Annotated in this window: 14 protein-coding genes and 1 riboswitch; of the genes, 10 read left to right on the top strand and 4 right to left on the bottom strand. The window is 65.1% G+C overall.

The window, feature by feature from the left end:
• Window positions 1-42 precede the first annotated feature (42 nt).
• A riboswitch (SAM riboswitch) is annotated at window positions 43-119 on the bottom strand.
• 256 nt (window positions 120-375) lie between these two features.
• Entirely contained in the window at window positions 376-1,950 is a 1,575-nt protein-coding gene (gene xseA, locus J2X53_RS04300) for an exodeoxyribonuclease VII large subunit (protein ID WP_349036215.1), read from the bottom strand.
• 57 nt (window positions 1,951-2,007) lie between these two features.
• Window positions 2,008-2,358: a hypothetical protein gene (locus J2X53_RS04295; protein WP_349036214.1), complete on the bottom strand. Its 351-nt coding sequence runs from the start codon at window positions 2,356-2,358 to the stop codon at window positions 2,008-2,010.
• A 169-nt stretch (window positions 2,359-2,527) separates the two neighbouring features.
• On the opposite strand from J2X53_RS04295, the gene purD reads away from it, so the two are divergent.
• The 3 genes from purD (at window position 2,528) to ptsP (ending at window position 7,701) form a co-directional block, all read left to right on the top strand.
• Window positions 2,528-3,790 carry a phosphoribosylamine--glycine ligase gene (purD, locus tag J2X53_RS04290; protein WP_349036213.1) on the top strand — a complete coding sequence of 421 codons (1,263 nt, stop codon included), beginning with the start codon at window positions 2,528-2,530 and terminating at the stop codon, window positions 3,788-3,790.
• A gap of 209 nt (window positions 3,791-3,999) precedes the next feature.
• Window positions 4,000-5,256: an aspartate kinase gene (locus J2X53_RS04285; protein WP_349036212.1), complete on the top strand. Its 1,257-nt coding sequence runs from the start codon at window positions 4,000-4,002 to the stop codon at window positions 5,254-5,256.
• A 201-nt stretch (window positions 5,257-5,457) separates the two neighbouring features.
• Window positions 5,458-7,701: a phosphoenolpyruvate--protein phosphotransferase gene (ptsP, locus tag J2X53_RS04280; RefSeq protein ID WP_349036211.1), complete on the top strand. Its 2,244-nt coding sequence runs from the start codon at window positions 5,458-5,460 to the stop codon at window positions 7,699-7,701.
• A gap of 128 nt (window positions 7,702-7,829) precedes the next feature.
• On the opposite strand, the gene J2X53_RS04275 is transcribed toward ptsP, so the two are convergent.
• Both J2X53_RS04275 and J2X53_RS04270 read right to left on the bottom strand, forming a co-directional pair.
• Entirely contained in the window at window positions 7,830-8,606 is a 777-nt protein-coding gene (locus tag J2X53_RS04275) for an EcsC family protein (RefSeq protein WP_349036210.1), read from the bottom strand.
• 71 nt (window positions 8,607-8,677) lie between these two features.
• Complete coding sequence (locus tag J2X53_RS04270; RefSeq protein ID WP_349036209.1) at window positions 8,678-9,163, bottom strand: N-acetyltransferase; 486 nt, start codon at window positions 9,161-9,163, stop codon at window positions 8,678-8,680.
• Between the two features lie 121 nt (window positions 9,164-9,284).
• Here J2X53_RS04270 and J2X53_RS04265 point away from each other — a divergent pair, with 121 nt between their 5' ends.
• From J2X53_RS04265 to chrA, 7 genes are all read left to right on the top strand, one after another.
• Window positions 9,285-9,866: a flavin reductase family protein gene (locus J2X53_RS04265; RefSeq protein ID WP_349036208.1), complete on the top strand. Its 582-nt coding sequence runs from the start codon at window positions 9,285-9,287 to the stop codon at window positions 9,864-9,866.
• A gap of 177 nt (window positions 9,867-10,043) precedes the next feature.
• Window positions 10,044-12,038: a bifunctional 2',3'-cyclic-nucleotide 2'-phosphodiesterase/3'-nucleotidase gene (locus J2X53_RS04260; RefSeq protein WP_349036207.1), complete on the top strand. Its 1,995-nt coding sequence runs from the start codon at window positions 10,044-10,046 to the stop codon at window positions 12,036-12,038.
• 247 nt (window positions 12,039-12,285) lie between these two features.
• On the top strand, window positions 12,286-14,214 hold the full coding sequence (locus J2X53_RS04255; RefSeq protein ID WP_349036206.1) for a hypothetical protein: 1,929 nt from the start codon (window positions 12,286-12,288) through the stop codon (window positions 14,212-14,214).
• A 312-nt stretch (window positions 14,215-14,526) separates the two neighbouring features.
• Complete coding sequence (locus J2X53_RS04250; protein ID WP_349036205.1) at window positions 14,527-15,393, top strand: S-methyl-5'-thioadenosine phosphorylase; 867 nt, start codon at window positions 14,527-14,529, stop codon at window positions 15,391-15,393.
• A complete protein-coding gene (locus tag J2X53_RS04245) occupies window positions 15,390-16,067 on the top strand; it encodes a hypothetical protein (RefSeq protein ID WP_349036204.1) in 678 nt (225 codons plus the stop codon). The genes J2X53_RS04250 and J2X53_RS04245 overlap by 4 nt, the downstream gene beginning before the upstream one ends.
• Window positions 16,068-16,077: 10 nt before the next feature.
• On the top strand, window positions 16,078-16,617 hold the full coding sequence (locus tag J2X53_RS04240) for an adenine phosphoribosyltransferase (RefSeq protein WP_349036203.1): 540 nt from the start codon (window positions 16,078-16,080) through the stop codon (window positions 16,615-16,617).
• 232 nt (window positions 16,618-16,849) lie between these two features.
• On the top strand, window positions 16,850-18,091 hold the full coding sequence (gene chrA / locus J2X53_RS04235) for a chromate efflux transporter (RefSeq protein WP_349036202.1): 1,242 nt from the start codon (window positions 16,850-16,852) through the stop codon (window positions 18,089-18,091).
• Window positions 18,092-18,128 lie beyond the last annotated feature (37 nt).

Raw genomic sequence — 18,128 nt, 5'->3', positions numbered from 1 at the left:
CCTCCCGGCAAAAAGAAAACCCCGAAACCGGCAAAGGTTTCGGGGCCTGACCCCAAGACCTTTTAGCGGAATGTTTAACGTGGCCCGCAATCCGGTAACAAAGCACCACAAAACGCGGCATACGCCTTTGCCCCCGCCCGGTCAACGCCCTTGGCACCCGGCCCCAAAAGGCGGTCCCAAAAGCCAGCCCCAAAAGCCAGCCACAAAAGCCAGCCCCTGTGCATTGCACCTTTTCCAAATACTCCCCGCGGAGCGTCCGCCCTATCGCCAAGGCAAAAACGGCGCAGAAGCAGCCCAGCATAAGCGGCCATGGCTTTCCAGTTTCAGACATTTCAGGGCCGATGGTCGCGGGATCTTAGCCTGAAACCCGTATTTTCAGAACAACGACCCCTGTTCCGGCGGCTTTGCCCCGCCGCCCTTGCGCGGGGCGGCGCGCCCCGTCTGACCGCCCAGCGCCAGCCGTCCGTCGTGAAATTCCACCTCCAGCGTGCCGGCTTTTTCGGCGGCGGCCTTGCTGGTGACCACCGCGCCATCGCCGCGCACCACGGCATAGCCGCGCCGCAGGGTCTGGGCATAGCCCAGCGTCTGCCGGGTGCGGTCCAGCGCGTCCAGCCGCCGCGACAGATCGCTCAGGCGCTGCGCCGGGGCCTTGTCCAGCCGGGCGGAAATGCCTGTCAGGCCATGGCGTTGCTCGGCGATCTTCACACCGGCCTGTGTCACCAGCCGCGCCAGCGACGGGGCCAGCCGCGATGCCCATTTGTCAAAGCTGCCGTGCCAGAGGTCACGCTTGCGCGCGATCCGCGCCTCCAGCGCCTCGCCGCGCCGCGCCAGTGCCTCGCGCCGCCGCACCACCAGCCCCGCCAGCGATGACGGCGACAGCCGCCCCGCCTGCCGCTCATAGCCGCCGCGCTTGCGGCTGACCGCCAGCGACAAGCCACCCGCCAGCCGCCCGGTCGCCGTGTCCAGCCGCTGCGACGGTGTTGCCAGAAGCGACTCCAGCCGGGGCAACGCGCGGGACAGATCGCGCAGCCGCTGCCCGCGCAGGGCCACGCCTTGCGCCAGCGCCCGGCTCAGTCGCGCGCCATAGGCATCGACCGCCGCCAGCAGGTCCAGCCGCACCGGCACCGCCATTTCCGCCGCCGCCGTCGGCGTCGGCGCGCGCCGGTCTGACGCATGGTCGATCAGCGTGGTATCGGTCTCATGCCCGACCGCCGAGATCAGCGGAATCGCCGATTCCGCCGCCGCCCGCACCACGATTTCCTCGTTGAACCCCCACAGATCCTCCAGCGACCCACCCCCTCGCGCCACGATCAGCACATCGGGGCGCGGCACAGGGCCACCGGGTTCTATCGCATTGAAGCCGCGAATGGCCGCCGCCACCTGCGGGGCGCAGTCCTTGCCCTGCACGGCCACCGGCCAGATCAGCACATGGCAGGGAAAGCGGTCGCGGAGCCGGTGCAAAATGTCGCGGATCACCGCGCCCGAGGGCGAGGTCACCACCCCAATCACCCGCGGCAGATAGGGCAGCGGCTGCTTGCGCGCGGCGTCAAACAGCCCCTCGGCCTGCAGCGCCGCGCGGCGTTTTTCCAGCATCGCCATCAGCGCGCCGGCCCCTGCCGGGGCCACATCCTCGACAATCAGCTGATATTTCGACTGGCCCGGAAAGGTGGTCATCCGCCCGGTGGCGATCACCTCCATCCCCTCTTCGGGGCGGACCTGCATTTTCGCGACCTGCCCCTTCCACGAGATCGCGGCGATCACCGAGCGGTCATCCTTGAGGTCGAAATACAAATGCCCCGAGGCCGGGCGCGACACCCGCCCCACCTCGCCGCGCACGCGGACAAGGCCGAATTCGCCCTCGATCACCCGTTTGACCGCCCCCGACAGTTCGGAGACGGTGTATTCAGGGCTGTTGCCGGGCGGCGCGGGATCGTCGTCAAAAAGCTCCATACCGCCTTTGTGCCAGCGCGCCGGGCGCTGTGCAACCGGCCTCAGCCCTCATGGCCGTCAGCCCTCATAGCCATCGTCATAAAGCTGGTTCATGAACTCGCCATTGGCCAGACGCGCCAGATAGGCGCGCGCGCCCGCCAGCGTGGCGACATCCGGCGTGCCCCGCCGCCCGTCTGCCGCGATCTTTTGCGCCGCCGCGATCAGTCCGGCCCGCGTGCCCTTGCCATAAGCGCCATCAATCGCCCCGGCGTACAACTCAGCCATCTGCAATTCGATCTGGCAATTGCGGCGCGCCTGAACCGGCAATTCGGCAAAGGCCGCAGCCAGCGGATCACTTTGCGCCAAGGCCCCGGTGGCCAGCAGCGCAAACCCTGCCCCAAGCCCGGCAATCACATCACGACGGTTCATCAGACACTCCTTGATACAGGTCACTCCGCGCAATCTGACCATGAATCCCGGCACAATCATGGCATTCGGCGCGCAAAGCCACGGCATTTGCCGGGCATGTGCTCTTGTCCGCCCCCGGCCTGCGCGCTAAGGGCGATGGGACACAGACCGGCAAAGGGGGGCGCGGCCCATGAATATCCTGATCCTCGGTTCCGGCGGGCGCGAACATGCCCTTGCCTGGGCGGTGAAACAAAACCCGAAAACCGACCGGCTGATCGTGGCCCCCGGCAACGCGGGCATCGCGCAGTTGGCGGAATGTGCCGATATCGACATCCTCGACGGCAGTGCGGTGGTGGCGTTCTGCGCGGCCAATGCGATTGACTTTGTCATCGTCGGCCCAGAGGCGCCGCTGGCCGCCGGTGTCGCCGATGCGACCCGCGCGGCGGGGCTCTTGACCTTTGGCCCCTCGGCCGAGGCCGCAAGGCTGGAGGCGTCCAAAGCCTTTACCAAGGAAATCTGCGACGCCTGCGCCGCCCCCACTGCCGCCTGGGCCCGCTTCACCGAAGCCGCACCCGCCCGCGCCTATGTGCAGGCGCAAGGCGCGCCGATTGTGGTCAAGGCCGATGGTCTGGCCGCCGGCAAGGGCGTGATCGTGGCGATGACGGTCGATGAGGCGCTCGCCGCCATCGACGACATGTTCGGCGGCGAATTCGGGCAAGCCGGGGCCGAGGTGGTGATAGAGGAGTTCATGGCCGGAGAAGAGGCGTCGTTCTTCATCCTGACCGATGGCGTCAACGCCCTGCCGATCGGCACAGCGCAGGATCACAAGCGCGCAGGCGAGGGCGACACCGGCCCCAACACCGGCGGCATGGGGGCCTATTCTCCCGCCCCGGTGCTGACGCCTGCGCTACAACAGCAGGCGATGGAGCAGATCGTGCTGCCAACGATTGCCGAGATGGCGCGGCGCGGCACGCCCTATACCGGCGTGCTGTATGCCGGGCTGATGATCGAGGGCGGCCAGTGCCGGCTGGTCGAATACAACGCCCGCTTCGGCGACCCGGAAACCCAGGTGCTGATGATGCGGCTTGGCGCGCAGGCGCTGGACCTGCTGCTCGCCTGCGCCGAAGGCAGGCTGGACCAGAGTCGGGCGCACTGGGCCGATGACCACGCCCTGACCGTGGTGATGGCCGCGCAGGGCTATCCCGGCGCCTATGCCAAGGGCAGCGCCATCCGGGGCCTTGACGCCCTGCCCGAATCCTCAACGCAGATGGTGTTCCATGCCGGAACCAGCCTGACCGACGGCCAGATCACCGCCTCAGGCGGCCGCGTGCTGAACGTCACCGCGCGCGGCGCGACTTTGGCCGAGGCCCAGGCCCGCGCCTATGCCATGGTCGATGCCATCGACTGGCCCGAAGGCTTCTGCCGCCGCGACATCGGCTGGCGCGCGCTCTAACCGGAGGCCAGCGCCCTGCAGCGGCGTCAGGTGCCTCCGGCGGGAGTATTTTTGCCAAGATGAAATCCGCGCGCCTGTGCCCTTTCATCTTGGCTTAAATACTCATCTTCACTTCGGGCACAGGGCCCGCGCGCAGCAGGGCTTGCGCCGCCCCCCGGCCCGGCCTATGACACGCCCGATTGTTTTGGGGGCCGTGGGGAGGACTATCCATGCCGCTTCTGGTGATGAAATTCGGCGGCACCTCTGTCGCCGACCTCGCGCGGATCGAGAATGCCGCGAAAAAGGTGCAGGCCGAGGTGGCCCGTGGCTATGACGTGATCGTCATCGTCAGCGCCATGTCGGGCGAGACCAACCGCATGGTCGGCTATGTCGAGGGCACGTCAAAGCTTTATGACGCCCGCGAGTACGATGCCGTGGTGTCGAGCGGCGAAAACGTCACCGCCGGGCTGATGGCGCTGCGCCTGCAGGAAATGGATATTCCCGCCCGCAGCTGGCAGGGCTGGCAGGTGCCGATCAACACCACCTCGGCGCATGGCTCGGCCCGCTTCATCGACATTCCGCGCGCCAATATCGACGCCAAGTTTGCCGAAGGCTTCAAGGTCGCCGTGGTCGCGGGCTTTCAAGGCCTGTCCCCCGAGGGCCGCATCACCACGCTGGGCCGGGGCGGATCGGATACCACCGCCGTCGCCTTTGCCGCCGCCTTCGGGGCCGAGCGCTGCGACATCTACACCGATGTTGACGGCATCTACACCACCGACCCGCGCATCGCCTCCAAAGCGCGCAAGCTGGACAAGATCGCGTTCGAGGAAATGCTGGAACTGGCCTCGCTGGGGGCCAAGGTGCTGCAAACCCGCTCGGTCGAGCTTGCGATGCGCTACAAGGTGCGGCTGCGCGTGTTGTCCTCGTTCGAGGACACCGATGAGAACTCTGGAACCCTGGTCTGCGACGAGGATGAAATCATGGAATCGAAAGTCGTCTCTGGCGTGGCCTACAGCCGCGATGAAGCGAAAATGACGCTGGTCACGGTCGAGGACCGCCCCGGCGTCGCCTCGGCGATCTTTGGCCCGCTCGCCGATGCGGGGGTGAACGTCGACATGATCGTTCAGAACATCTCCGAGAAAAACTACGGCACCCATTCCGGTGCCGTGACCGACATGACCTTTTCAGTCCCGGTCAATCAGGTCGCCCGCGCGCAAAAGGCGATGGAAGAGGCCCGCGCCGCCGGGATCATCATGTATGACGAGCTGATCTCTGATACCGATGTCGCCAAGGTTTCGGTCGTCGGCATCGGCATGCGCAGTCAGGTCGGCGTTGCCGCCCGGATGTTCAAGGCGCTCGCCGCCGAGAACATCAACATCAAGGTCATCGCCACGTCAGAGATCAAGATCTCGGTCCTGATCGACCGCCGCTACATGGAACTGGCCGTGCAGGCCCTGCACGACTGCTTTGAGCTCGACAAGGCCTGAGCTTCGGCCTGAAGCGCATCCACGACCCCACCGCCGGAACGCCGCGCTTTCCGGCGGTTGCATGTCGCACCCGCCTGCAACTGCCAGCTTTTCAGGCAATCGCCCGCCGGTGCCCCGCCATGCCGCGATGCGGCGAGTTTCTGCCCTCCCCTTTCGCCTGTGCCTCGCCTATAGAGGGCACAAGTCAGAGGATACCCCACCATGCCCGAACGGTCGGAAAGTGACAGCCGCAAACTTTTGCGCCGCCTGCGCGATGTGCTGGGCGCGCAATCCAAAGGGCAGGAGCGGCTGGACCAGATCACCCATCTGATCGCCGATTCGATGCACACCGAAGTCTGCTCGATCTATCTGTTCCGCGACTCTGAAACGCTGGAACTCTGCGCCACCGAAGGGCTGAAGGCGGAATCGGTTCACCAGACCCGGATGAAGCTGGGCGAAGGTCTGGTCGGGCGGGTCGCGCGCACCAACACGCCTGTCAACACCGCCGATGCGCCCGCCGAAAAAGGCTTTCGCTACATGCCCGAAACCGGGGAGGAGATTTACTCCAGCTTCCTTGGCGTGCCGATCCAGCGGGTCGGCGAAAAGCTGGGTGTGCTGGTGGTGCAATCCAAAACCGCGCGGCAGTTTTCCGATGACGAGATCTATGCGCTCGAAGTCGTCGCCATGGTGCTGGCCGAAATGACCGAACTCGGGGCCTTTACCAGCGATGAAGACGGCATGCGCGCCCTGCACCGCCAGCCGGTGATGTTTCGCGGCTCCACCGGGCAGGAAGGCACCGCCGAAGGCAATGTCTGGCTGCACGAGCCGCGCGTGGTGGTCACCAACCCGGTCGCCGATGACCCCCTGTTCGAGATTGACCGCATCCGCGAAGCCGTGGGCCAGCTGCGCGTCTCGGTCGATGACCTGTTGTCCGCCGAAAGTCTGGACAAAGACCAGAAGCAGGTGCTGGAAGCCTACCGGATGTTTGCCAATTCGCGCGGCTGGCTGCGCCGGATGGAAGAAGACATCCAAAGCGGCCTGTCCGCCGAAGCCGCTGTAGAAAAGGAACAATCCGCCGCCCGCGCGCGGCTGGAACAGGTGCCCGACGCCTATCTGCGCGAACGCCTGCATGATCTGGACGACCTGTCGAACCGCCTGCTGCGCATCCTGACCGGGCAAGGTGCCGATACCGGGGCCGAGATGCCGGAAAACCCGGTGCTTGTCGCGCGCAACATCGGCCCGGCAGAGCTGCTGGAATATGGCCGCAAGCTGCGCGGCGTGGTGCTGGAGGAAGGCTCGGTCGGCAGCCACGCGGCCATCGTCGCCCGGGCGCTGGCGATTCCGCTGGTGATTCACGCCCGACGGGTGACGACCGAGGCGCTGAACGGCGACCATATCCTTGTCGATGGCGATCAGGGCATCGCCCATCTGCGGCCCGAGGAAACCGTCGCCCGCGCCTTCCGTGACAAAATCGCGATGCAGACAGAGGCACAGGCGCGTTACGCCTCGCTGCGCGATCTGCCGGCGCTGACAAAATGCGGCACCACCATCGGTCTGCACATGAATGCCGGGCTAATGGCCGATCTGCCCAGCCTTGGCGGGTCGGGGGCGGATGGCGTCGGCCTGTTCCGCACCGAGTTGCAGTTTCTGGTGCGCAACAAGATGCCGCGCCGCGCCGAACTGGCCGGGCTTTACGCCCGGGTGATGGATGCGGCGCAGGGCAGGCGCGTGGCCTTCCGCACCCTCGACATCGGGTCGGACAAGGTGCTGCCCTATATGAAGCCCAATGACGAACCCAATCCGGCAATGGGCTGGCGGGCAATCCGGGTCGGGCTCGACAAACCGGGCGTGCTGCGCATGCAGATTCAGGCGCTGCTGCGCGCCAGCGATGGCCGCCCGCTGACGGTGATGTTCCCCTTCATCTCGGAGTTTTCCGAGTTCCAGCAGGCCCGCAGCCATGTGCTGCGCGAGGTGCACCGCGAACGCTCGCTGGGCCATGTGGTGCCCGAACAGCTGGAAATCGGCGCGATGCTGGAAACCCCCAGCCTCGCCTTTGCGCCGCCGGCGTTTTTCGAGCTGACCGATTTCATCTCGATCGGCGGCAATGACCTCAAGCAGTTCTTCTTTGCCGCTGACCGCGAAAACGAACGGGTGCGCCGCCGCTATGACATGCTCAACCTGTCGTTCCTCGGGTTTCTCGAACAGATCATCGCGCGCTGCGCCACCTACGGCACCCCGCTGTCGTTCTGCGGCGAAGACGCGGGCCGCCCGGTTGAGGCGCTGGCGCTGGCCGCACTCGGGTTGAAGACCCTGTCAATGCGCCCCGCCTCGATCGGCCCGGTCAAATCGCTGTTGCGCCGGATCGACCTTTCGCAGGTGCGCGCCGTGATTGATCAGGCCCGCGCGAACGGTGACGACAGCGCCCGCCCCGCGCTGATGGAGTTTCTATCGACCCGGATTGACTGATCGGCCCGGCACCAAGCCCGAGCCCCATCATCTGTACTTGAATATCCCCGCCGGAGGCATCTGGGCGCGCGCCAGTTGGCCTCTGGCCAGAGGCGCGCTTAAAAAACCAACGCGGCGCAGCCGCTCCGTCAGGTCCCCGCCCGCAACCGCGGTGCCGCCACGGCGGTGCGGAAATCGGCCAGCACCTGCTCGGCCCCATGGGTCTGCGACAGCCGCAGCAGGGCAAACCGCACCCGTGCAATCTCGGAGTAATAGTTCAGAAACGCCGCATTCAGCGCCGCCCCAGTCACCGCCCCGATCACCGGAATCGCCTGCGCCGCCAGCTTTTGCCCCAGCGCCGTTGCCAGCTTGGGGGCCACACTGGCGATCACCTTCTGCACCGCAGGCCCGGTCAGAGTCAGCCGGGCCGAGACGAAACTGGTATTGATCCCGTCATCCTCGGCCAGCGGGCTGCCTGCGCCGAACACCCGGATACATTCGGCCCGGATCGCCGGATCATCGGGGTCAAACCCTTCGGCCCGCGCCGCCTGCCTTATCGCATGCAGGATCACCGTCACCGTCACCGGCAATTCGGCCAGAGCGGTGGCCAGCCCCCCGGCCCCGCCCGCAGCGCCGGTCGCCATCGCGGCGAACAGCGGCCCCCGGGTGCCGGTGTCGGGCAAGCGGTCGCCCTGCCCCGCCACGGTCATCGCCGCCGACAGCGCCTGCCCCACCACCCGCTCGATCTGGGTGCGGTAGACCTGCGGCACCAGCGCCATCTGCTTTTCCAGCGTGCCGCCCAGCCGGTTGACCATGGCCATCACCGGCCCGTTGGCGCGCTTGTGCCGCGCCGCAAGCGCGCGGATTTCCGGCGACAGATCACCGGGCGGCACAATGGTGGACAGATCAGCGGGCAAGGGTTTCATACCGCATGATATGGGGGGAAACCGCTGCTGCGCAATGGCCTCGTCCTCAGGCGACATTCGTCCCCACCCGCTCAGGTGGCTTTCGTGACCGCCCCCGTCACCCCATCCCAGGCCCCGGCCTTCAGCGCCAGCCCCAGCACCCGGTCGGGGTTGGTCGGCGGCGGCATCACCACGCCGTCGAGCTTGCGAAAGCCAAAGCGGCTGTAATAGGGCGCATCCCCCACCAGCAGCACCCGCTCCCAGCCCAAACGCCGGGCCTGCGCCAGACTTTCGTTGATCAAAAGTCCGCCCAGACCCTCGCCCTGCCGGGTCGGGTGTACCGCAATCGGCCCCAGCAGCAGCACATCCTGCCCGCCGACCAGTGCCGGCCAATAGCGGATCACCGCCGCCAGCGTGCCATCGGCATCGCGCAAGGTCAGGCACAGCGCCGCCACCGTCGGCACCCCATCGCGCAGACGGTAAGATGACAGCGCGGTGCGACCGGGCGCAAAGCACAGGTCATACAGCGCCTCTACCTCCCACCAGTCGGCTTCGGTCTCTTCCTCCAGCTTGTACACCCGGACCAACCCTCGCGCTAAATCCCGGAACCACGGGCGATTCCCCCTTGGCCCCCCGTGACATGCGCCCGTAACATGCGTTTATGTCAGGTTCAAATCACTGTTCCCAAAGGATCGCCGCATGTTCTACCGCCCCGAAGACGGCCACGGCCTGCCGCACAACCCGTTCAACGCCATCGTCACCCCGCGCCCGATCGGCTGGATCTCCACCACCGGCAGTCAGGGCGACAACCTCGCCCCCTATTCCTTTTTCAACGCCATCGCTTACGTGCCGCCGCAGGTGATGTTCTCCAGCACCGGCGCCAAGGACAGCCTGAACAATCTGCGCGAAACCGGGGTGTTTGCCGTCAACATCGTGGCCGCCGACATGCTGCAAGCGATGAGCGACAGCTCTGCCGCCCTGCCGCGCGACCGCGATGAATTTGCCGCCGCCGGGGTCGCAAAGGCCGCCTGCACCACCATATCCTGCCCGCGCGTTGCTGATACGCCCGCAACGCTGGAATGCGTCGTCAGCCAGATCATCGAGCTGAAGGGCCGCGACAATTTCCTGATTCTGGGCGAGGTCACCGGCATTCACCTGCGTGATGACTGCGTGGTGGACGGCCGCTTTGACCCGTCCCGCTATCACCCGCTCGCCCGGATGGGCTACCGCGATTACACCATCGTCACCGAGGTCTTCGAGCACCTGCGCCCCGGCGACTGAAGCAGCGGGCAGGCGTCCGCGCCAGCGGTAGGGCGGGGGTTTCCCCGCCTGCCCGGCTCAAACCCGCCGCAGCGGCGACACCGCAGGTGCGCAACCCAAAGATGAGTCTTGCGCGCAAAGCTGTTACATTGGCAGGATAGACCACAGCAAAACTCCCCGAACCGATGAGGTTACCCCATGATCGCCCAGTCCCGGATCGCCCAGTCACGCATCGCCCTGTCCCGCCGTCAGTTCCTGCTGACCTCCACCGCAGGCAGCCTTGTGGCTTTGCACCCCTTTGCGGCGCGCGCGCAGGCCGGTCAGGCCCATCTGCGGATTCTGGCGACCACCGACCTGCATTGCCACGTCCAACCCTATGATTATTATGCCGATAAGCCCAACGACACCATGGGTCTGGCCCGCACCGCCAGCCTGATCGCCGCTGTCCGGGCCGAGGCTGGCAGCAGCATCATCGTCGACAACGGCGATTACATGCAGGGCAACCCGATGGCCGATTTCATCGCCTATTCGCGTGGCATGAAAGAGGGCGATCTGCATCCGGTCATTGCCGGCATGAACGCGCTCGGCTTTGACGCGGGCACGCTGGGCAACCATGAATTCAACTACGGCCTGCCTTTCCTCGATCTGGTCAACGCCCGCGCCGACTTCCCCGTGCTCTGCGCCAACGTCGCCAAAACCCTTGGCGCGTCGCCCCGCGAAGACGACCTCTACGCCCCGCCTTATGTGATCCTCGACCGCGAGCTGACCGATGGCAGCGGCGCGAAACTGCCGATCCGCATCGGGTTGATCGGCTTTGTCCCGCCGCAGATCCTGCAATGGGACCGCAGCCATCTCGACGGCAAGGTGCAGGTGCGTGACATCGTGCAGGCCGCGCAAGCCTGGGTGCCGCAGATCCGCGAAGAGGGTGCCGATATCGTCATCGCGCTCTGCCACTCCGGCATCGACGCGGGCCCCAATGCCGAAGGCATGGAAAACGCCGCCCTGCATCTGGCCGCCGTTGACGGCATCGACGCGCTGGTCACCGGCCACCACCACCGCCAGTTCCCCGGCACCGACTTTGAGGGCGAGGGCATCGACAACGCCGCAGGCACCCTGCGCGGCAAACCCGCCGTCATGCCCGGCTTCTGGGGCAGCCACATGGGCCTGATCGACCTGATGCTGACCCATGACGGCGGCACATGGTCGGTCGCCGCCCACGAATCCACCCTGCGCCCGATCTATGAGCGGCTCGAAGACCGCTCCATCAAGCCGCTGGCCGAGGATTACGCCCCCGCGATCGAAGCCACCGCCCAGACCCACGCCGACACCCTCGCCTATGTCCGGGCCGAGGTCGGCCAGACCTCCGCCCCCCTGCACAGCTATTTCGCGCTGGTCGCCGATGACCCCTCGGTGCAGATCGTGAGCCTGGCGCAGATGTGGTACGTGGCCCAACTCCTGCAAGGCACCGAGCATGAGGGCCTGCCGATCCTCTCCGCCGCCGCGCCGTTCAAGGCGGGCGGGCGCGGCGGGCCGGAGTATTACACCGATGTCGCCGTGGGGCCTGTGGCCATCAAGAACGTCGCCGACCTCTACCTCTACCCCAACACCCTGCAAGCCGTGCGCATCACCGGCGCGCAGCTGAAAGACTGGCTGGAGCGCAGCGCCGGGATCTTCAACCAGATCACCCCCGGCGCGGCCGATCAGCCGCTGATCAATCCCGCCTTCCCCAGCTACAATTTCGACGTGATCGACGGCGTCACCTATCAGATCGACCTGACCCAGCCGTCGAAATACGACAGCGACGGCGCGCTGGTCGCAGCGGAGGCCAACCGCATCACCAACCTGATGCTGGACGGCCAGCCCGTTGATCCGGCAGCAGAATTCATCGTCGCCACCAACAACTACCGCGCCGGCGGCGGCGGCAGCTTCCCCGGGGCCGACGGCAGCACCACCATCCTGCAAGCGCCCGACACCAACCGCGACGTGATCGTGCGCTACATCGTCGATCAGGGCACCATCAGCCCGGCGGCGGATGCCAACTGGAGCTTTGCCCCCGCCGGCGGCGCCACCGTCACCTTCGACACCGGCCCCAAAGCCACCGCCTATCTGGCCGAGGTGCAGGAGCGTGGCCTGAACGTCGAACCCGCCGGCGACGGCGAAGACGGCTTCGCCCGCTTCCGCATCACGTTGTAGGGGACGAAGCCATCTGGCGGGGCCATTCCGCCCCGCCGACCTCTGATATGCTAAAGTTGTCCGACTGACGCTGAATCAAAAATTCTTATTTTGGAAAAGCATTTAAAGTACCTCCAAGGCGCTAAAGGACGTGGAAAGGAGCAACTGATCCACGTCTGAAATATCAAAAGACATCACAAAAAACATGCGGTAACCATACTGTGAAAGTGATGCTGTCTTGGCGTCTGTGTTTTTTGGGGGACATAATTTGCCGACTAATCTTTCAGCCTCGGTGACGGGAAATACTCTTTTTGTCAGCGGCGCGGCGGCGACAAACGGCTATAGTCGCGTAGAAATTCTGCGATTCGGCAGTTCTGTTGAAGTTACGGACAATGGCGCTGTAGGGGTTCTGGTTCCGATTTCCGGCGCGCCGCTTGCAACGCATAACGTCGACGCGTCTGGTGTGACGGGTGCAGGCATCTATTTGTACAGCACGTCCGTCAACACCCTCGCACGCAACGTTACGGGTTCCGCACAAGCGGACTATATTTACGTTGACGGCTCCCATCTGACCAACGACCAACTCTATGGCGGGGCCGGAAATGATATCATCTACGGCGGCAACGGCGACGACCGGCTTTATGGCGGAACCGGGGCTGATTCATTGTATGGCGGTAATGGAGATGACTTTCTCTACGGCGGCGGCGGATGGTCCGCTGACACATTCGACGGCGGCGCAGGCACCGACACTCTCGTGCTGGCTGGCGCGCGGTCGGAGTATCAGATCGACATCGTCAACGGACTCTACCAGATTTCGCACATCGGCGGCACGCAGATCAATGGCGTGGACAGCTTCGCAAACATCGAACTGCTCAGGTTTACGGATCAGACCATTGCCATCAACCCGGCTCCGACAAATCTTTCTGCCTCGGTGACGGGGAATACCCTTTTTGTCAGCGGCGCGGCGGCGGATGCTACAGGACGCGTGGAAATTCTGCGATTCGGCAGTTCTGTTGAAGTCATGGACAATGGCGCCGTAAAGGTTCTGGTTCCGGTCTCCGGCGCGCCGCTTGCAACGCATAACGTCGACGCGTCTGGTGTGACGGGTGCAGGCATCTATTTGTACAGCACGTCCGTCAACACCCTCGCACGCAACGTTACGGGTTCCGCACAAGCGGACTATATCTACGTTGACGGCTCCCATCTGACCAACGACCAACTCTATGGCGGGGCCGGTGATGATTTCATCTTCGGCGGCAACGGCAACGACCGGCTTTATGGCGGAACCGGGGCTGATTCATTGTATGGCGGGAATGGAGACGACTTTCTCTACGGCGGCGGCGGGTGGTCCTCTGACACATTCGACGGCGGCGCAGGCATCGACACTCTCGTGCTGGCTGGCGCGCGGTCGGAATATCAGATCGACATCGTCAACGGACTCTACCAGATTTCGCACATCGGCGGCACGCAGATCAACGGCGTAGATAGCTTCGCCAATATCGAACGGCTCATGTTCACTGATCAGACTATAGATATCGACCCGGCTCCGACAAATCTTTCTGCCTCGGTGACGGGGAATACCCTTTTTGTCAGCGGCGCGGCGGCGACAAACGGCTATAATCGGGTGGAGATTGTGCGCTTCGGCAGTTCTGTTGAAGTCATGGACAATGGCGCTGTAAAGGTTCTGGTTCCGGTCTCCGGCGCGCCGCTTGCAACGCACAACATCGACGCGTCTGGTGTGACGGGTGCAGGCATCTATTTATATAGCGAGTCGGTAAACAGTCTCGCTCGTGAAATCAGGGGGTCCGCGCAAGCGGACTATATTGACGCGTCAGGCTCACATCTGACTGACGACCGCCTCTATGGGGGGGCCGGAAATGATATCATCTACGGCGGCAACGGCGACGACCGGCTTTATGGCGGAACCGGGGCTGATTCATTGTATGGCGGGAATGGAGATGACTTTCTCTACGGCGGCGGCGGATGGTCCGCTGACACATTCGACGGCGGCGCAGGCACCGACACTCTCGTGCTGGCTGGCGCGCGGTCGGAATATCAGATCGACATCGTCAACGGACTCTACCAGATTTCGCACATCGGCGGCACGCAGATCAATGGCGTGGACAGCTTCGCCAATATCGAACGGCTCATGTTCACTGATCAGACCATAGACATCGACGATGGGTTATTTGTTTAGATCCACTTTCAGGTCACCAGCCTCTGACGCTTCGCTCGTTGAAGCTGGTGATTGAGGATCAACGGGCACGAGTCAAAAGGTCACGGGGCAAACGCTGGGTTCCGGCGGCCGCCACCGGCATCCTGCAACGCACCCAACCCGACTGACTCCCCCGCTCCAATCCTTAACAATCCCCTAATCCCACACCCACAACCCCTTGTTTTCCCTCACTCTCCCTCCTTGTAACACAGCGGGAACCCACCCCCTTCCCCCGTCCCGTTCCAGCGCATAAGATCGGCCCGAACCGCAAGGGGCGGGCACGGGAGCACCCATATGGACAGCATGATCGGCATTATCGGCGGCTCGGGCCTCTATCAGATCGACGGGCTGGAGGGGGCGTCCTGGGTCAAGGTCAGCACGCCCTGGGGCAAGCCCTCGGATGAGGTGCTGATGGGGCGGCTGGGGGGCGTTGCCATGGCCTTTCTGCCGCGTCATGGCCGGGGCCACGTCCATTCGCCCAGCACGGTGAACCACCGGGCCAATATCGACGCGCTCAAACGGCTGGGCTGTACCGATGTGGTGGCCCTGTCAGCGGTCGGCTCGCTGCGCGAAGACTATGTGCCCGGCGATTTCGTGGTGGTGGACCAGTACATCGACCGCACCTTTGCCCGCGAGAAATCATTCTTCGGCAGCGGCTGTGTCGCCCATGTCGGCTTTTCCCACCCGACCTGCGCCCGCCTGTCCGCCCATGTCGCCACCGCCGCCCGCGCCGCCGGGGCGCAGGTGCATGAGGGGGCCACCTATGTCGCGATGGAGGGGCCGCAGTTTTCCACCCTCGCCGAGTCGCGCCTCTATCGCCAGTGGGGCGCCGATCTGATCGGCATGACCGGTATGCCCGAGGCCAAACTCGCCCGCGAGGCCGAGCTGTGCTATGCCTGCCTTGCCATGGTCACCGATTTCGACTGCTGGCACCCGTCGCATGGCGCGGTCGATGTGGCGCAGGTGATGGCGACCATGGGGCGCAACGCCGGGCTGGCGCGCGATCTGGTGGCCCGCCTGCCCGCACTGCTCGGCCCCACGCGCGCCCCTTGCCCGCAGGGCTGCGACCGGGCGCTGGACCATGCCATCATGACCGCCCCCGCGATGCGCGACCCCGACCTGCTGGCAAAGCTTGATGCGGTTGCCGGGCGGGTGTTGTGACCTGGCGACCCACCCTCAAGGCAGCCCTTGCCGCCGCGCTGCTCTGCCTCGCCGCCCCGGCGCTTGCCGAGGATGGGGTGCAGGTCGAGGGCCTGCTGCCTGACGCCGATTTCTTTCGTGCCGCCAGCTGTGGCGCGCCGCCTGGCGGTGAGTGTCAGCAAGACCCGATGCTCTGGCAGAAGACCGATCTGACCCTGAGTGTGCTGCCGTCAGCGGTGGAAACCGGGCGGTTCATGCCGATGTTGCTGTCGGTCAGCGTCGATTACGCGCTGCTGCAGATCAACCGTGCCGGGTCGGGCCTGACCATCACCCGGGTGGAGGGGCCCGAGGCCGATATCCGCCTGACCCTGAGCGATGCCGCCGAGGGCGATGTGATGGACGAGGTGCCCGGTCTGACCGCCCCCGGCGTGATGGGGGTGGGCTATGCCTCGGTCTGGTGGGCGGCTGAGACCGGGATCACCGAAGCCTCGATCCTGATTTCGGCGGCGATCAAGCCAACGGAAATCGTCTCGGTGGTGCTGGAAGAGATTTTCCAGGTCACCGGCCCGCTGTTCGACATCGACAGCCCGGCTTATGAGGGCGTGTCGATCCTGTCGCAGAACTCCAACGCCACCGTCACCATCGCGGATCAGGATGCGCGGCTGCTGCGCCATCTGTATCCGCCCGAACCCTGAAAGCCCGAGCATGACCGCGCGCAAGACCGTCAAGGATTACATCCGCACCATCGTGGATTTCCCGCATGAGGGCATCCTGTTCCGCGATGTCACCACGCTGTTTGCCGATCCGCGCGGGTTCCGGATGTGCGTCGATCAGCTGCTGGCCCCCTATGTGGGCGTGCGGATCGACAAGGTGGTGGGGCTGGAGGCGCGGGGCTTTATCCTGGGCGGTGCGGTTGCGCATCAGCTGGCCACCGGCTTTGTGCCGATCCGCAAAAAGGGCAAGCTGCCGGGGCAGACGATTTCGCAGGCCTATACGCTGGAATATGGCGAGGCGGTGGTCGAGGTGCATGAAGACGCGATGCAACCCGGCGAGACGGTGCTGCTGGTCGATGATCTGCTGGCCACCGGCGGCACCGCAGAGGCCGGGATCCGGCTGATCGAACGGCTGGGCGCGCAGGTGGCGGGCTGCGCCTTTGTGGTCGATCTGCCCGATCTGGGCGGGCGCAAACGGCTGGAGGCGATGGGGATGGATGTGCATGCGCTGTGCGCGTTCGACGGGCTGTAATACCGCACACGACATAGCGCCATTAACCTCGATTTAGGGAATCGCCCGTAGACAGATCAGGCGCGGCCTTGGCCACGCTGCTGCTTGCAAGGGGTGGCGAAAGCCCCCAGTTTGACGTGCTGCTTGCAACCACACGTCAAATTTCTTCCCCGCCGGGGCTAAAGATCCGGCGGGGTTCCTCGACTGGCTGGCCTGTCTTGCAGGCGTCGCCTGACGCCGCTAGTTTGCGGGCATGACACCCACACGCGCTGACCTGTTTCACACCTTTGCCCGGATCGGCATCCTGTCCTTTGGTGGCCCTGCGGCGCAGATTGCGCTGATGCACCGGGTTCTGGTGGATGAACGCAAATGGCTGACTGAAAAGGACTATCTGTCGGCCCTGTCGTTTTGCATGCTGCTGCCGGGGCCAGAGGCGATGCAACTTGCGACCTGGGCCGGCTGGCGGCTGCATGGCACGGTCGGCGGGTTGATCGCGGGCGGGCTGTTTGTGCTGCCGGGCGCGCTGGTCGTGCTGGTGTTGTCGATGGCCTATGCCGCCTGGGGCGAGCTGCCGCTGATGCAGGCGCTGTTTCTGGGGGTGCAGGCGGCGGTGATCGCCATCGTGATCGAGGCCCTGATCCGGGTGGCGCGCCGCGCGCTGCGCGGGCGGGCGGCCTATGGGATTGCGGTGCTGGCCTTTCTGGGCCTGTTCATGCTTAATCTGCCGTTTCCGGTCATCATCCTTGCCGCCGGGCTCTGGGGGCTGCTGACCGCGCGGGGCAACCGCGCCGCCCTGCCCGAGGTTACTGCGCCGCGCACATTGCCGACGCTGACCCTGTGGCTGACGGTCTGGCTGCTACCGCTGGCGCTGCTCTGGGTGCAGGGCGGCATCTTGTTCGATGTCGGCTGGTTCTTTTCCAAACTCGCGGTGCTGACCTTTGGCGGTGCCTATGCGGTGCTGGCCTGGATGACGCAAGAGGTGGTGGCGATACAGGGCTGGCTGACCACGCCGCAGATGATGGCCGGGCTGGGGCTGGCCGAAACCACACCCGGCCCGCTGATTCTGGTCAACGAATTCGTCGGGTTCATGGCAGGGTACGGCGCGGGTGGCTGGGCCATGGGCCTTGCCGCCGCGAGTGTCGCGCTGTGGATGACCTTTGTGCCGTGCTTTTTGTGGATCTTTGTCGCGGCCCCCTATCTGGCGCGCATCACCGCCGACCCCCGGCTTTCGGGCGCGCTGAGCGCGATCATGGCGGCGGTGGTCGGGGTCATTGCGAATCTGTCGCTGTGGTTTGCGCTGCACCTGTTGTTCGGCGCTGTCACGCCCCGCAGCTTTGGCCCGCTGCAGCTGATCGTCCCCGATCTGGCCAGTCTGAACCTGACCGCGCTTGGCCTTGCCGCCCTGTCGGCGCTGCTGCTGTTGTGGTTTCACCGCCCGCTCTGGCAGGTGCTGGCCGCCTCGGCGCTGCTGTCGGTTGTAATCAGTGCCGCCTGACCCCTTTCCTTCGGGGGCAAAACCCCTATGCTGGCTC

This window comes from Pseudotabrizicola sp. 4114, assembly GCF_031457365.1.
GTDB lineage: Bacteria > Pseudomonadota > Alphaproteobacteria > Rhodobacterales > Rhodobacteraceae > Pseudotabrizicola.
The sequence above is the reverse complement of the archived record's forward strand: the minus strand, read 5'-3'. Positions and strand labels throughout refer to the sequence as shown.

What these genes read in the sequence shown, in the direction of transcription:
- xseA (WP_349036215.1), bottom strand. Translation starts at nt 1,950, where the DNA reads ATGGAGCTTTTTGACGACGATCCCGCGCCGCCCGGCAACAGCCCTGAA.
- J2X53_RS04295 (WP_349036214.1), bottom strand. Translation starts at nt 2,358, where the DNA reads ATGAACCGTCGTGATGTGATTGCCGGGCTTGGGGCAGGGTTTGCGCTG.
- purD (WP_349036213.1), top strand. Translation starts at nt 2,528, where the DNA reads ATGAATATCCTGATCCTCGGTTCCGGCGGGCGCGAACATGCCCTTGCC.
- J2X53_RS04285 (WP_349036212.1), top strand. Translation starts at nt 4,000, where the DNA reads ATGCCGCTTCTGGTGATGAAATTCGGCGGCACCTCTGTCGCCGACCTC.
- ptsP (WP_349036211.1), top strand. Translation starts at nt 5,458, where the DNA reads ATGCCCGAACGGTCGGAAAGTGACAGCCGCAAACTTTTGCGCCGCCTG.
- J2X53_RS04275 (WP_349036210.1), bottom strand. Translation starts at nt 8,606, where the DNA reads ATGAAACCCTTGCCCGCTGATCTGTCCACCATTGTGCCGCCCGGTGAT.
- J2X53_RS04265 (WP_349036208.1), top strand. Translation starts at nt 9,285, where the DNA reads ATGTTCTACCGCCCCGAAGACGGCCACGGCCTGCCGCACAACCCGTTC.
- J2X53_RS04260 (WP_349036207.1), top strand. Translation starts at nt 10,044, where the DNA reads ATGATCGCCCAGTCCCGGATCGCCCAGTCACGCATCGCCCTGTCCCGC.
- J2X53_RS04250 (WP_349036205.1), top strand. Translation starts at nt 14,527, where the DNA reads ATGGACAGCATGATCGGCATTATCGGCGGCTCGGGCCTCTATCAGATC.
- J2X53_RS04240 (WP_349036203.1), top strand. Translation starts at nt 16,078, where the DNA reads ATGACCGCGCGCAAGACCGTCAAGGATTACATCCGCACCATCGTGGAT.
- chrA (WP_349036202.1), top strand. Translation starts at nt 16,850, where the DNA reads ATGACACCCACACGCGCTGACCTGTTTCACACCTTTGCCCGGATCGGC.